Source organism: Streptomyces pseudovenezuelae (assembly GCF_001513955.1).
Lineage (GTDB): Bacteria > Actinomycetota > Actinomycetes > Streptomycetales > Streptomycetaceae > Streptomyces > Streptomyces pseudovenezuelae.
Window position 1 is genome coordinate 62,146 of sequence record NZ_KQ948152.1, and the last position, 13,887, is coordinate 76,032.

At 69.8% G+C, this 13,887-nt stretch carries 15 protein-coding genes; 14 read left to right on the plus strand and 1 reads right to left on the minus strand.

Annotated features, from left to right (window positions below; genetic code table 11):
• Positions 1-14 precede the first annotated feature (14 nt).
• Positions 15-932 carry an LLM class flavin-dependent oxidoreductase gene (locus AQI94_RS34610; protein ID WP_031038710.1) on the plus strand — a complete coding sequence of 306 codons (918 nt, stop codon included), beginning with the start codon at positions 15-17 and terminating at the stop codon, positions 930-932.
• Between the two features lie 433 nt (positions 933-1,365).
• Complete coding sequence (locus tag AQI94_RS34615; protein WP_031038712.1) at positions 1,366-2,274, plus strand: S1 family peptidase; 909 nt, start codon at positions 1,366-1,368, stop codon at positions 2,272-2,274.
• Between the two features lie 90 nt (positions 2,275-2,364).
• On the opposite strand, the gene AQI94_RS34620 is transcribed toward AQI94_RS34615, so the two are convergent.
• The gene (locus AQI94_RS34620) at positions 2,365-3,249 is read right to left on the minus strand and encodes an alpha/beta fold hydrolase (RefSeq protein WP_031038713.1); all 885 of its coding nucleotides are present in this window, start codon (positions 3,247-3,249) and stop codon (positions 2,365-2,367) included.
• 88 nt (positions 3,250-3,337) lie between these two features.
• Between AQI94_RS34620 and AQI94_RS34625 the strand changes: the two genes are divergently transcribed.
• The 12 genes from AQI94_RS34625 (at position 3,338) to AQI94_RS34675 (ending at position 13,874) form a co-directional block, all read left to right on the plus strand.
• On the plus strand, positions 3,338-4,210 hold the full coding sequence (locus AQI94_RS34625; RefSeq protein WP_031038717.1) for a slipin family protein: 873 nt from the start codon (positions 3,338-3,340) through the stop codon (positions 4,208-4,210).
• Between the two features lie 232 nt (positions 4,211-4,442).
• The gene (locus tag AQI94_RS34630; protein WP_078902620.1) at positions 4,443-5,525 is read left to right on the plus strand and encodes a S1 family peptidase; all 1,083 of its coding nucleotides are present in this window, start codon (positions 4,443-4,445) and stop codon (positions 5,523-5,525) included.
• A gap of 222 nt (positions 5,526-5,747) precedes the next feature.
• A complete protein-coding gene (locus tag AQI94_RS45210; protein WP_167364537.1) occupies positions 5,748-5,912 on the plus strand; it encodes a hypothetical protein in 165 nt (54 codons plus the stop codon).
• Positions 5,905-6,312 (plus strand): hypothetical protein, encoded by a 408-nt coding sequence (locus tag AQI94_RS34635; protein WP_031038724.1) that lies wholly within the window; start codon positions 5,905-5,907, stop codon positions 6,310-6,312. Before AQI94_RS45210 ends, AQI94_RS34635 begins: the two co-directional genes overlap by 8 nt.
• A gap of 78 nt (positions 6,313-6,390) precedes the next feature.
• Positions 6,391-6,966: a phage tail tube protein gene (locus AQI94_RS34640; protein WP_020117845.1), complete on the plus strand. Its 576-nt coding sequence runs from the start codon at positions 6,391-6,393 to the stop codon at positions 6,964-6,966.
• Between the two features lie 47 nt (positions 6,967-7,013).
• Positions 7,014-7,304 carry a hypothetical protein gene (locus AQI94_RS34645; RefSeq protein WP_020139388.1) on the plus strand — a complete coding sequence of 97 codons (291 nt, stop codon included), beginning with the start codon at positions 7,014-7,016 and terminating at the stop codon, positions 7,302-7,304.
• A 533-nt stretch (positions 7,305-7,837) separates the two neighbouring features.
• Entirely contained in the window at positions 7,838-8,473 is a 636-nt protein-coding gene (locus tag AQI94_RS34650; protein WP_031038737.1) for a hypothetical protein, read from the plus strand.
• Between the two features lie 46 nt (positions 8,474-8,519).
• Positions 8,520-9,719 carry a phage tail protein gene (locus AQI94_RS34655; protein ID WP_031038739.1) on the plus strand — a complete coding sequence of 400 codons (1,200 nt, stop codon included), beginning with the start codon at positions 8,520-8,522 and terminating at the stop codon, positions 9,717-9,719.
• The gene (locus AQI94_RS34660; RefSeq protein WP_031038741.1) at positions 9,716-10,576 is read left to right on the plus strand and encodes a phage distal tail protein; all 861 of its coding nucleotides are present in this window, start codon (positions 9,716-9,718) and stop codon (positions 10,574-10,576) included. Before AQI94_RS34655 ends, AQI94_RS34660 begins: the two co-directional genes overlap by 4 nt.
• Before the next feature lie 61 nt (positions 10,577-10,637).
• Positions 10,638-11,720 (plus strand): hypothetical protein, encoded by a 1,083-nt coding sequence (locus AQI94_RS34665; protein ID WP_031038743.1) that lies wholly within the window; start codon positions 10,638-10,640, stop codon positions 11,718-11,720.
• 25 nt (positions 11,721-11,745) lie between these two features.
• Entirely contained in the window at positions 11,746-12,747 is a 1,002-nt protein-coding gene (locus tag AQI94_RS34670; RefSeq protein ID WP_031038746.1) for a hypothetical protein, read from the plus strand.
• Positions 12,747-13,874: a hypothetical protein gene (locus tag AQI94_RS34675; RefSeq protein ID WP_031038747.1), complete on the plus strand. Its 1,128-nt coding sequence runs from the start codon at positions 12,747-12,749 to the stop codon at positions 13,872-13,874. Before AQI94_RS34670 ends, AQI94_RS34675 begins: the two co-directional genes overlap by 1 nt.
• Positions 13,875-13,887 lie beyond the last annotated feature (13 nt).

The window sequence follows — 13,887 nt, forward strand, 5'->3', positions numbered from 1 at the left end:
AAGGACTCCCTCACATGGCTTCCTCCCACGGCCGGGGGCTCGTGCACCTCGCCGCCGCCCTCGACCAGCCGTCGGCGTACGACGCGCTTCCCTACGTCGAGGCGGCGCGGCTCGCCGAGCGCGGCGGGCTCGACTTCGTGAGCCTGGACGACACCCTCGCCCGGCCCGGCCTCGACGCGCTCGCGGTGCTGTCCCGGGTCGCGTCCGCCACCGGCCGGATCGGCCTGGTGCCCACCGTCGCGAGCACCCACCCCGAGCTCTTCCCCGCCCAGGCCGCCGTCGCGACCCTCGACCGGGTCAGCCGGGGCCGGGCCGGCTGGCGTATCGACAGGGAGACGGGTGAAGTCGCCGACGTGGCCGCGAGACTGTGGGACGGGAGAGAGGGTGACACCGAGATAGGGGACATGCCGAACGGCGGTCCGCGACCCGCGCACGGCCACCCGGTCCGTGTCGTCGACGCCACCGACGAACCCGCCCGCAGAACCGCCGCCCGGTACGCCGACGTGGCCCTCGTCCGCGCCGCGAGCGCCGCGCAGGCCGCCGCTGAACGCGATCAACTCCACGCCATGGCAGCCGAGTTCGGCCGTCGCCCCGAGGAACTGCGGGTCCTCGCCGGTCTCCTCGTCGACCTCGGCGACGGCGAGCACGCGGCCGCGCCGGGGCACGGCGGGGGCGGACCCCGCCGGACCGCGCAGGGGCCGTTGTACCGGGGCGGCCCCGTCGACCTCGCGGCACTGATCGCCACCTGGCACGGCGAGGGCGTCGTCGACGGCTTCCACCTCACCCCCGCCGAACCGCTGCGGGACCTGGAACGGCTCGTCAACGGCACGGTGGCGCTGCTCCAGCACCGCGGACTGTTCCGCACCTTCTACCCGGGCAGCACGCTCCGGGAGCACCTGGATCTCGCCGTCCCCGCCCACCGGTGCGGGTAACTCGCCGGGGGCTGTTTTCGGCGATGCGGCGAGCGGGAACGGCAGCCGCCGGTTCCGCTTTCCGTACCCGTCCGCGCCGGACGCCGGCGGCCGTACGACGGTCGGCGTGGCCGGAGCGCCGCTGACGCCCCGTCTCCTCGCCGACCACGGCATCTGCCGCTTTCCGCCGTCGCGGAAGGCCCTCGGCGCTGCTGTCACGACGGGGGAGCGGGATGCGATCCGGGGCATGACCGTTCCCTCTGAATCACAAAGGTCTTTCAAAGATTGACGGCCGAAAGGCGCCCTTGCGCCGACCGTCCGTTCGGCCGAATACTCCCCCTCAGCGCTTGTCAGGAGCACGGCGTGTTCGAAAACCGGACGCCCGCGCCGCTGACTGCGCCTCACGGGCCCCGACCCCACGCGGGCCCCCGACTTCCCTTGGAGGGAACGAAACGTGAGGATCAAGCGCACCAACCCCCGCAGTGGCATTACGAGACGGACCCGGCTGATCGCCGGTACCACCGGACTCGTGGCCGCGGCCGCGATCGCGGTCCCCAGCGCGAACGCGACCGCTGCGACCCCGTTCAGCACCACCGAGCTCAAGAGCGCCAGCAGTTCGGTGCTCAAGGCCGACATCCCGGGCACCGCCTGGGCCGTCGACAGCAAGACCAACCGTGTCGTCGTCACCGTCGACAGCACGGTCTCGCAGGCCGAGATCGCCAAGATCAAGGAGCAGGCCGGCAGCAACGCCGACGCGCTCACGATCAAGCGGACCCCGGGCAAGTTCAACAAGCTGATCTCCGGCGGCGACGCCATCTATGCGAGTAGCTGGCGCTGCTCCCTCGGCTTCAACGTCCGCAGCGGCAGCACCTACTACTTCCTGACCGCCGGTCACTGCACCGACGGTGCGGGCACCTGGTGGTCGAACTCCGGGCACACCACCACGCTCGGTTCGACCGCGGGCTCCAGCTTCCCGACCAACGACTACGGCCTCGTCAAGTACTCGACCAGCTACCCGACCTCGTCGATCTCCGGCACCGTCGGCAGCGTCGACATCACCAGCGCCGCCACCCCGAGCGTGGGCACCACGGTCTACCGCCGCGGTTCCACCACCGGCATCCACAGCGGACGGGTCACCGCGCTGAACGCGACCGTCAACTACGGCGGCGGCGACGTCGTCTACGGCATGATCCAGACCACGGTCTGCGCCGAGCCCGGCGACTCCGGCGGCCCGCTCTACTCCAACAGCGGTATCGCCTACGGTCTGACCTCCGGCGGCAGCGGCAACTGCTCCTCCGGCGGCACGACCTTCTTCCAGCCGGTCACCGAGGCCCTGAGCGCCTACGGCGTCAGCGTCTTCTAGGACCGGCAGCGGCCTGAACCGCGGCCGGCCCAGGGTGAGCCCCCGTACGCAGCCGTCGTACGGGGGCTCGTCGCGATCACGACGTCGCGATCACGAGGTGGTCCGTTCCGGGGGTGTGCACAGCCAGTCCAGTACGGCCGGCAGGGCCTCCAGGGCTCCGAAGCGGCCGGTGTCCTGCTGGAGGACGGGCCGGACCCGGGGGATGCGGTCCGCGAGCCAGCTGAAGTGGCCGACCGGGGAGAACGTGTCCTGGGCGCCGTGCCACAACAGGACGGGCCGGGTGACGGCCGCCGGGTCGAAGCCCCAGCCGCTGAGCAGGGCGAGTCCGTCGTCGAGCCAGCCGTACGACGACCCGCGCAGCGCCTCCCGGTAGGCGCGCAGCAGCATCTCCCCGACCGCAGGTTCGGAGACGGTCCGCCGGTCGGAGTCCGTGAGCCCGTCGCGCAGGGAGACCAGCAGCTGCGCGGGGTCGCGGCGGATGTCGGCGGCGCGGACGGCGAGGCGCTCGGCGAAGGCGAGCGGGTCGGTGAGCGCCAGGGTGAACTCCTCGACCTGGGAGGCCGCCATGCCGTCGAACCAGCGCAGGTCCCTCGCGTCCGGGGGCGCGGGGGACGCCAGTGCCGCCGCGCGCCGCACCCGGGAGGGCAGCAGCGCGGCGCAGGCCAGGGCGTGCGGGGCACCGCCGGAGTATCCGAGCACCGAGAAACGGCCGAGCCCGAGGGCCCCGGCCAGTTCCGCCACGTCCCGGGCGGCGTCGGCCACGCGGCGGCCCGGCAGCCGGTCCGAGTCGCCGTAACCGGGGCGGTCATAGGCGATGAACCGGATGTGCGGGTGTGCGGCGACGACGTCCCCGGGGACGACTCCGAAGCGGCAGCCCGGGGTGTCGTGCAGCAGGACCACCGGGCTGCCGTCCGGATCGCCGTACTCCTCGACCGTCAGCCGGCGGCCGTCCTGAGTCCTGATGCCGTGGACCACCCGTGTCCTCCGTCTCCCTTTGTGTACACCGCGGAGTTACCGTCGAAGTACACACCTTGAGCGCCTGGTTCGGACCCTGGGGGTCGCGATGGTCGAGGAGTTGGTGGCGGCGGGCGTAACGCTCGTGTCCGCCGGAGCGGTGTACGTGATGGCGGCCGCGCGGGTCGTCAAGCAGTACGAACGGGGCGTGGTCTTCCGCCTCGGAAAGCTCCGGCCGGACGTGCGCGGGCCGGGGTTCACGATGATCGTTCCGGGCGTGGACAAGCTCCGGAAGGTCAACATGCAGATCGTGACCATGCCGGTGCCCGGGCAGGAGGGCATCACCCGGGACAACGTCACGGTGCGGGTGGACGCCGTCGTCTACTTCAAGGTGACCTCGCCGGCCGAGGCGGTCGTCCGGGTCGAGGACTACCGGTTCGCGGTGGCGCAGATGGCGCAGACCTCGCTGCGGTCGATCATCGGCAAGAGCGAGCTGGACGATCTGCTGTCCAACCGCGAAAAGCTCAACCAGGGACTGGAGTTGATGATCGACAGTCCGGCGGTGGAGTGGGGGGTCACCATCGACCGGGTCGAGATCAAGGACGTCTCGCTGCCCGAGACCATGAAGCGGTCCATGGCCCGGCAGGCCGAGGCGGACCGGGAGCGGCGGGCCCGGGTCATCAACGCGGACGCGGAGCTCCAGGCCTCGAAGAAGCTGGCCGAGGCGGCCAAGGAGATGTCGGAGCAGCCTGCCGCGCTGCAGCTGCGGCTGCTGCAGACGGTGGTGGCGGTGGCGGCGGAGAAGAACTCGACGCTGGTGCTGCCGTTCCCCGTCGAGCTGCTGCGGTTCCTGGAACGGGCGGCGCCGACACCACAGCAACCGGTGCAGGAGCAACGTCAGCAACCGGTGCAGGAGCAACGTCCTTCTCTTGAGCCCCGGCCGGATCCGGATTCCGAAGGGTCGATTTCAGGACAGGACTAGACCTCACGGGCTGATGAGGTGTTACTCGCTCGTAGTGTTTGCAGCGTGAACGGCCTGGGGTGACCGTGGACTGTCAAAAATGGCAAGGGCGCGCAACCGCGTTCTACGCGCGTCCTGAAGTCACCCTTGTGCGCTCCCTGTGGGGTTCGGAAGAGTAAGGCCTCGTCAACCAGCCTTCCGGCCCGCGCGATCCCCACAATCTCCGGGCCGGCCCCCCACAGGAGGACGCGAGTTGAAGCACCGACGCATACCCAGGCGGCGGATCGTCGTGGCAGGTGCGGGCGTTACCGCACTGGTCGCCGCGGGAGTCACCTTGCAGACTGCGAACGCCAGCGAGACGCCGGCCTCGCCCCAGGCCAAGACCCTCTCGGCCCCGGCGGCCGGAAAGCTCGCCTCGACGCTCGGCACGGAACTCGGCGCCGACGCGGCGGGGACGTTCTACGACGCGAAGACCAGGAGTCTCGTGGTGAACGTGCTCGACGAGGACGCGGCGAAGACCGTCTCGGCGGCCGGGGCCACGGCCAGAGTCGTCTCGAACTCCCTCGCCGAGCTGAAGAGCGCGCGTACGGCGCTCGCGGATGACGCGACCATCCCGGGGACGTCCTGGGTGACCGACCCCACCACCAACAAGGTCGTCGTCACCGCCGACCGCACGGTCTCCGACGGCGAGTGGGCCAAGCTCACCAAGGTGGTCGACGGGCTCGGCTCGGTGGCCGAACTCCAGCGCACCAAGGGGGAGTTCAAGCCCTTCATCGCCGGCGGTGACGCGATCAGCGGCTCCGGCGGGCGGTGCTCGCTCGGGTTCAACGTGGTCAAGGGCGGCCAGCCCTACTTCCTCACCGCCGGGCACTGCACCGAGGCGATCTCGACCTGGTCGGACTCCAGCGGCAAGCAGATCGGCGCCAACGAGGTGTCGAGCTTCCCGGACAACGACTTCGGGCTGGTGAAGTACACGGCCGAGGTCGACCACCCCAGCGAGGTGGACCTCTACAACGGGTCCGCGCAGGCGATCACCGGGGCGGCGTCGGCGACCGTCGGCCAGTCGGTGACGCGCAGCGGGTCCACGACCCAGGTGCACTCCGGGAAGGTCACCGGTCTGGACGCGACGGTGAACTACGGCAACGGCGACATCGTGAACGGGCTGATCCAGACCGATGTGTGCGCGGAGCCGGGGGACAGCGGCGGCTCGCTGTTCTCGGGGAGCAGCGCGATCGGGCTGACGTCCGGCGGCAGCGGTGACTGCACCTCCGGCGGGGAGACGTTCTTCCAGCCGGTGACGGAGGCGCTGTCGGCGACCGGGGCGTCGATCGGCTGACGCTTCGACGGTTCGGTGGTGCGTGAAGTCCCGTCCCCCTGCGTGTGGGGGCGGGGCTTTCGCGTCTCCTGACATCGTTATCCGTTCGAGACCGCAAGTTGCTCACGCTGTGCTTGGGACGGCCGTTACATTTGCGGTTCCTGGGGCTCAACTTCCCTTTGACCGAAGGAAATTGATCTCTGGTCAGGTGCCTTCACAGCCAAACGTTTCGGGGGAAACGCTGTGCAGAAGATCCAGTTGACCTATTGGTGGAACGGGCACGAGCCCGGTGACGTCGTGGACGTCGACGACCCGGCCGCGCGGGAACTGCTCGGTGTCATCGCGCGCCCCGCGGAACCCCTGGAGGGCTCCGAGGACTCCGCGGTCTCCGAAGACTCCGATGAGTGAGCCGTACATCACCTTCCCGGACGTCGAGCAGCTGGTCGTCGATCTGCTCAAGGACCGCAGCGAGCTGGCAGGCGTCCTCGTCGACGTCGCGCCGCCCGCCGGGTTCGACGGCTCGCAGCGCGCCGTACTGGTCTCCCGGATGGGCGGTGCCTGGGCGGAGGACCCCCGGCTCGACAATCCGCTGGTCGACCTGGAGGTGTACGGCCCCTCCAAGTCCGCGGCCCACACCGTCTCCCTCGTGGCGCGTTCCCTGATGCTCCAGCTCCGGGGCGTGCGGTACGGCGGGGCGACCGTCGTGGACGTCGTCGAGGAGGACGGGCCGCGCTGGCTGCCCGACTACCGGCACGCCAGTGCCAACCGCTACGTCTCGACCACCCGCCTGGTGGTTCGCCCGGCCTGAACGGCCGTGTTCCCAGCTCGACTTCGCCGTACTCCCACACACCAGCACGTCATGTCCATCTCCCAGCAAGGAGCAGTGATGGCCGGAACGAACGCCAAGGAGATCCGGGTCGCGGGCAGTGGCCGTGTGCTCATCGCCCCGCTCGCCACCGCACCGCCCGCCGACACCGCCGCGGCGTGGGGTGCCGGGTGGAAGGACCTCGGCTACACCACCACCGACGGGGTCAAGATCTCCAAGAAGGACAAGCTGGACCCCGTGGACACCTGGCAGAGCGTCAGCTCGGCGCGGTACGTCTACTCCGACCGCGATCTCAGCTTCAAGTTCCAGCTGCTCCAGCTGAACGAGGACACCCTGCCGTTCTTCTTCGGCGGCGGGCAGGTGAAGGAGACGGCGACCGGGTCAGGGCTCTACAAATACGAGCTGGCGGCCGAGCCGAAGTTCGACGAGCGGATGCTCGGGCTGGAGTTCGTGGACGGTGACGAGGTCAAGTACCGCATGATCGTCGCCCGCGGCCAGGTGACCGAGACGGAGGAGCTCGCCCTCGTCCGTACGGCGCCCGTGAAGCTCGGTGTCACCTTCACCGCGCTGGCCACGGTGGACGGTGCCCCGCTGGCGATCTTCCTGATGAAGGACCCGAGCTTCAGCGCGGCCTGACCCCTTCGTCCCTCTCACGTCACCTCGCAGCAAGGAGTCCCACCGACATGGCCCCCTTCAACGTCAACGCCGCCCGTGCCCAGCGGCTCGAAGCAGTCGGAAAGAACTGGGAGTTCGAGGTGGACGGGGATGTGTTCCGGCTGCCCACCGAGTTCCCGCGCAGTATCGCCAAGCAGATCGCCGCGCTGGACGACAACGACATCGACGGGCTGCTGGCGCTGCTGCTCGGGGCGGAGCAGTTCGAGCGTTTCTGCAAGTACGACACGAGTGTGCAGGACGTCTCCGCGATCCTGGAGGCGTACGGCAACGACACTGGCATGTCCTTGGGGGAAGGCTGAGCCTCGGCGCGCTGGTCGACGAGCACGCCGAGGCTCTGGAGGCGGATCTGCTCCGCCACTACGGGGTCGACCTCCTCGACTGGCACCGGGGCCGCCTCTCCTCCCGCCGTCTGCGGGTCCTCGTCGAACACCTTCCGTCGGACTCGTCCTTCGCCCGGGCGGTCCACGGCGAACAGGCGGACTGGACGGTCACGGACCATCTGCTGGCGGCGGTCGTCGACCATCTGGCGGTCGCCAACTGGATGTTCGCAACGGTCCACCGCGATGAGGACACGGAACCGGCGGAGTATCCGGAGGCGGTACCGCGACCGTCGGGCGGTCCGGGCCGACTCGCTCCGGCGGTGGACGATCCACCAGTCGGCCTGTCGGACGCCACAGAGGAACGATCCGCGACCGCGGCCGAGATCGTGGCGTTCTTCGGTTCACCCTGAGACGTCCTAGACGAGAGAAGGCCATTGATGTCCAGCCCTCCTTCACCGCCCACACCGCCCAAACCGCCCACACCGCCCACACCGCCCAGTCCGGTCGAGCAGTTGCAGCAACGGATCAGCGACCTGGAGAAGGCTGCATCGAAACCCATCCTGCTGAATTTCATCGAGGTCACCACGGAGAAAAAGGTGGCGCTGGCCCTCGGGCCGGGAAAGGTCGAGGGGATGGCGGGCAACATTGCGGTCAACGCACTGAAAGCCGAGTTCAATGTCCTCGATCCCATCAAGATCTTCGGTATCCAGGACAAATATGATGAGTGGCTCCTGAGTAAGGTGAACTTGCTGAGGAAGAAGATGGGAGCCAAGGACCAGAAGCCTGAAAAGCCTCTGACTCAGGAAGAGATCAACAAGGATGAGATCAAGAGGGCGAAGTTTCGGATAAAGCTGTTGGAAGAAAGGCTGAACAAGCCGCCGAGCATCGCTGATATGCGCAGAGATATCAGTACGAATAGGAAATGGGCCGAGAACAGATTCCGAGCGCTGGCCGGCGAGAAGCATGGGCGTGAAGCTCCCCCCAAGGGCAGGAAACTCGACGCGATCCCGAACGTTCGCCAGCTGGAACGACAGGAGCAGCAACTCAGAAACACCATCAAGCAGTTCGTCCGTGTCGTGAAGGGTGCGATTCCCGAATCAGAAGCCCTTGCCAAGGAGTTGGCCAGAATCGAACAGCGGTTGAAGTAATGAGTTCTTCGACCCGCCTGCCACGCCCGTCCCACAGGAGTCGACCATGAGAACCGCACTGGTCCAGGCAACAAGCGCGCTCACCCGCTTCCGGACCGCCATGACCCAGACCAGCGCGGCCGGAAGTCGACTGCGCACCGCTGCGACGGGGGCCAGCAGTTCGGTCGATCGGCTCAGGAGCTCGGCCACTCAGGCGAGCACCGCCACCGGGCGGCTGCGGACCGGCGCCACTCAAGCAAGCGCCGGACTGAACCAGGTGCGGACCGCCGCCACCCGGGCCGCCGCCGACGTGCAGCGGGCGGGGCGGAGTGCCGCGTCCGGGGGTGGGCTGTTCTCGCGGTTCAGTCAGGGGCTGCGTACCGCCACCACCGCCCAGCGCGGGCTCAACACCGCCATGAAGGCCAACATCCTCGGTGCCATCCTCGCCCTCATCATGCCGCTCATCACCAAGCTCATCGACATGGCGATGGAGTCCAAGACCGTGCAAGCCGTCATGCAGGCGGCGTTCAAGATCATCGGGCAGGTGGTGGGGACGGTCATGAAGGGGGCGTCGGTCGCCATCAACTGGCTGATCGACGCCGGGAAGAACGTCGTCAACTGGCTCAAGGCCAACTGGCCCCTGCTCGTCGCCATTCTCACCGGCCCCGTCGGGATCGCCGTGCTCGCGATCGTCAAGAACTGGGACAAGATCAAGGACGCGGTCGCGTCGGTAAAGGACTGGATCGTCGACAAGTGGAATGCCGCGGGCAACTTTCTGCGCGGAATCCCAGGGATGATCTGGGGTTTCTTCGCCCAACTTCCTGACCAGCTGAGGGGTTTGGGAGGTGACCTCGTCATGGGCCTCATCAACGGCATCAAGAACTCCGCCGGTGCCCTTCTCAACACCGTCAAGAACTTCATCGTCAACACCATCCCCGGCCCCATCCGCAGCATCCTCGGCATCGCCTCCCCGTCCAAGGTGATGATGGGGTTCGGCGGGGACGTCGGCGAAGGCCTCGCCCTCGGCATGGAGGGGGCCGGGAACCGGGTCGCGGGCGCGGCGGGGCGGCTGGCCACCGCCACCGCGCGGAGCGTCATCGGGCCCGGTTACAGCCTCGCCGGAGTCGCGGGTGGGGCGTCGGCCCGTACCAAAGCCGCCCCCGCGAGCGCCCCCGTCACGGTCAACGTCCACCCCCGCCCCGGCCAGTCCGAGTACGAGATCGGCCGGATCACCGCCCGCGAACTCGCCTGGGCGGCCAAGCGATGAGCGGGCGTCAGCTCCAGCAGCCGGTGTTCGAGGTGGACGGCTGGGCCGGGAACACCGTCGACGACGACGGCGTCGAGTGGTGGGTCACCAGCGAGCAGGGCTGGGCCGCCACCCCGCCCGTCCGGCTCACCCTGACCGACCGCCCCGAGCGGCATGGCGCCTTCGACGCCCCCTCCTACCGGGGGCCTCGTGTGGTCACCCTGGAGGGTCTGGCCATCGCCCCCGAACGCGCCGTCCGCGAGGAGGCCAAGGACCGGCTGGCCGCCGTACTCGCCGACGGCAGCACGCTCGTGCCGCTCGTCGTCACCGAACCGCACCGCGTCCGGCGGGCGTTGGTCCGTCTCACCGCGGAGACGAAGATCGTCGACCGCAAGTCCGGTGCCTTCGAGTTCTCCCTGACCATGACCGCCCCGGACCCGCTGCGCTACTCGTACGGCCTGAACAGCAGCACCTGTCCGCTGCCCTCCTCCAGTGGCGGAGTCTCTTTCCCGCTGTCCTTCCCGCTGGACTTCGGGTCCGGTTCCTCCGGCGGCCGGCTGCTTCTGGAGAACAAGGGCACCGTCCCGACCTGGCCGGTCTGGCGGATCGTCGGGCCCTGTGTCCAGCCGGTGATCAGCAACACCGCGACCGGTGAGGAGCTCGCCTTCGAACTCACCCTCCAGGAAGGCGAGTTCCTGCTCATCGACACCGACGCGCGCTCGGTCCTGCTCCAGGGCACCGCCTCCCGCCGGGCCACCCTGCTGCCCGGTTCGGACTGGTTCCCGCTGCCGCCGGGTGCCACGCCCGTCCTCTTCCGCGCCCGTGACTACGCCCCGGCCGCCCGGCTGACCGCGGAGTGGCGGGACGCCTGGCTCTGACACCCGCCGCCCCCGGTCACCCGCACCCGCCGGCCCTCAGTCACGAGAAGGAACGCACCGCATGAAAGATTTCGAGCGCGACTCCGGATGGCTCTCCGGCGGTGTCGTGGATGCCGAGGACGCCCGGCTCGCCACCGGGGTGCTCGCCTCGGCGGCGGCCGACCCCGGCAATCCGATCGCGGCCCGCACGGGCATCAAACCCGGCCCCGGCAACCCCGGCGGCGTCGAGGCGGAGGCGACACCCTCGCGCTATGTGCAGATCCGGCCCTTCCAGGGGGTCGTGCAGGGCACCCGCGCGCCGTACGCGGGCGCCTACCTGATCACGCTCGGCCAGCTGAAGCGCCTCGACGTGCTCACCGAGGCCCCGGCCCACTCGTCGTACGCCCGGATCGTGCTCGTCGTAGCCCGGCAGACCGACCGGCAGTACGGCGACGCGAGCGACGGCATGGTGGTGCAAGTGGAGGCAGGGGCGCCCGCGGCGACGCCGGTCCCGCCGAGGCTCACCGGCGACTACCTGCCGCTCGCCCAGATCACCGTGCGGGCGAACGCGGGCTCCGTCACCCAGGCGGACATCAAGGACCTGCGGGTCTTCGCCGTGGCCGCGGGCGGAGTACTGCCGTTGCAGTCCTACGAGTCGCTCCCGGCCGACGGCTACGCCGGACAGCGGCTGTACGACCTGGAGACCGGCCTCGACCTGGTCAGCTCCGGCACGACATGGCGTCCCGCGGCCACCGGGGCGGTGGAGTTCTTCGGGCCGGCGGACACGGGCTGGCCGCTGACCAACGGCTCGGCGGGAGCCACCGCGTACATCTTCAACCAGGTGACCGTGCCCGCGGCGCCGTACCCCCGCATGCTCCTGGTCACCGGGCAGTTGATCGCGCAGACCTCGGGTGCCAACGAGCGCTGGGACCACGTGGTGCGCGGGCAGGACGGGACGACCTTGTCCCTTGCCTGTTTCCACGGGGGCCCCACAGGGATCACCAGCAGCGTCGCCCAGGGCCACCGGCTGCTGCCCGCCGCGACACGCCTCGTGCTGACGCAGTTCATCGCCCGGGGCGGCGGGATGACGACCGGTACCGCGAGCGTGGCCTCGCCCGAGGCGCACTACACCGGCCTGCGCGTGATCGCGTTCCCCGTCCCTTGACACCCCGACCAAAAGAGGCATCCGCATGAGCACGCCCACCCCAGAACGCGACTCCGGCTGGATCTCCGGCGGGGTCGTCGACGCCGAGGACGCCCGCCTCGCCACCGGTGTGTTCGCCGCGCCCGGGGCCAGCCCGGTCCAGGCCCGCAGCGGCATCCGGCCGGCCACCGGTGACCCCGGCCGGGTCCAGGCCACCGCCACCGTCTCCGGCAAGGTCACCGTCGCTCCCTTCCAGGGGGTGATCCAGGGGACCAGGGCCAGTGCGACCGGCGCCTATCTCGTCACGCTCGGCCAGCAGAAGACCCTCGACGTCCTCGGCACGAACCCCGCGGACCCCAGCAACCCGCGCAACGATCTCGTGGTGGCCCGGCAGCGCGACACGCAGTACGGCGACGCCGGCACCGGCATGACCGTCGAACTCGTCAAGGGAACGGCCGCCGCGACCCCCACCGACCCCCAGGTGACCGGTGACTTCATCCCGCTCGCCCGGATCAGGGTCGCGAAGAACGCGTCGTCCGTCGCCGCCGCCGACATCGACGACCTGCGCCCTTGGACCTCGGCGGTCGGCGGCATCCTGCGGGTCTGGGGCGAGGGCGGCCGGCCCACGTACCCCTACTCCGGCATGTACATCCACCGCTGGGACACCAACCACCTGGAGCGGTACGACAGTTCGGCGGGCTGGCGGGCGGTCAACGACGACACCGGCTGGGTCACCCTGCCCGTCCTGGCGAACTGGACCGTGTACAACAACGAGACACCGGCCGTGCGCCGGGTCGGATCCGTCGTCCACCTGCGCGGCGCCCTCCAGACCGCACTCGCCCTCTCGACCAACGGCACCCAGATCATCGCCGTCCCGGCCGCATTCCGCCCGGTGGTGGGGCACCACTGGTACACCGCGCTGGGCGGTGTGACACGAGGACTCGAACTCATGCTCCGCACCGACGGCTCCGTGGTGCTGTTCCCCCAGGGCGTCCAGCTGCCGGCCAACCAGCTGATCTACCTCGACACCACCTGGCTGGTGGACTAGTGACTGGCCGCCCGACCCGCTACACCTACTACACCGCCGACCTCGCCACCGGCGCCATCACCGACGAACTCCCCCTGTACGACGCCACGTTCAGTACCCAGCTCAACGAAGCCGGCGAGTTCCGCGCCCGGTTGCCGCTCGGCGACCCGCGGATCGCCGTCCACCGCCCCCGCGAACTCACCGAACCGGGCCGCGCCGCCCTCTACGTTGAGCGCGACGGCGTGCTCGTCTGGGGCGGGGTGATCTGGACCGTCAAGTACACCTCCGCCGATCAGCATCTGGAGATCGGCGCGGCCGGGTTCCTCTCCTACTTCGACCACCGCCGCGTCCTGCCCGCCGCCTTCGACCCGGCCGCCTCCGACCTGGGCTCCGTCAGCGTCACCTTCACCGACCGCGACCAGAGCGACATCGCCCGCGCCCTCGTCGCCGTCGCCCAGGAACACTCCCGCGGCGACATCGGGATACGCCCCGAGTCCGACGCCCTGTCCGGCATCACCCGCACGCTGGTCTATCCCGGCAGCGACCTCAAGAGCACGGGTGAGGCGCTGCGCGAACTGGCCAGCCTGGAGGACGGCCCCGACTTCCTCTTCGACATGGCGTACGGCAGCGACGGCCGTCCCGTGCGCCGACTGCGGGTCGGCACCCCGCACCTCGGCCAGCAGGGCACCCCGCACGTGTGGGAGTACGGCGCCAACCTCATCGGCTACACCTGGCCGGCCGACGGGGCCTCCACCGCGACCCGGGTCTTCGCCCTCGGGGAGCAGGGCGAGGGCAGCCAGCTGGTCGCGGTGGCCGAGGACCCCGGCACCGGGCGCCCGGTCACCGAGACCGAGGTCTCCTACGTCCATCTCACCGACATGGACCTGTTGCGCTCCCAGGCCCGCTCGGCCCTCGCCGCCGTCTCGGCCCCCGTCGTCTTGCCCGAGCTGACCGTGCGCGCGGACCGGGAACCCGTCCTCGGCTCCTATCAGGTCGGCGACGACGCCCTCGTGGTGATCAAGGACGTGTTCTTTCCGGAGGGCACCCGGTTCGGCGTACGGATCACCGGGATCGAGGTCACCCCGGGCAACGACGCGGGCGAGGAGCAGGTCCAGCTGACCGTCACACCCGCCACCAGCGCCCCATGAACCGGAGGAGTAC

Excerpts from the sequence above, each read along its gene's own strand:
- AQI94_RS34610 (WP_031038710.1), top strand. The coding sequence starts at position 15 with ATGGCTTCCTCCCACGGCCGGGGGCTCGTGCACCTCGCCGCCGCCCTC.
- AQI94_RS34625 (WP_031038717.1), top strand. The coding sequence starts at position 3,338 with ATGGTCGAGGAGTTGGTGGCGGCGGGCGTAACGCTCGTGTCCGCCGGA.
- AQI94_RS34635 (WP_031038724.1), top strand. The coding sequence starts at position 5,905 with ATGAGTGAGCCGTACATCACCTTCCCGGACGTCGAGCAGCTGGTCGTC.
- AQI94_RS34640 (WP_020117845.1), top strand. The coding sequence starts at position 6,391 with ATGGCCGGAACGAACGCCAAGGAGATCCGGGTCGCGGGCAGTGGCCGT.
- AQI94_RS34645 (WP_020139388.1), top strand. The coding sequence starts at position 7,014 with ATGGCCCCCTTCAACGTCAACGCCGCCCGTGCCCAGCGGCTCGAAGCA.
- AQI94_RS34655 (WP_031038739.1), top strand. The coding sequence starts at position 8,520 with ATGAGAACCGCACTGGTCCAGGCAACAAGCGCGCTCACCCGCTTCCGG.
- AQI94_RS34660 (WP_031038741.1), top strand. The coding sequence starts at position 9,716 with ATGAGCGGGCGTCAGCTCCAGCAGCCGGTGTTCGAGGTGGACGGCTGG.
- AQI94_RS34665 (WP_031038743.1), top strand. The coding sequence starts at position 10,638 with ATGAAAGATTTCGAGCGCGACTCCGGATGGCTCTCCGGCGGTGTCGTG.
- AQI94_RS34670 (WP_031038746.1), top strand. The coding sequence starts at position 11,746 with ATGAGCACGCCCACCCCAGAACGCGACTCCGGCTGGATCTCCGGCGGG.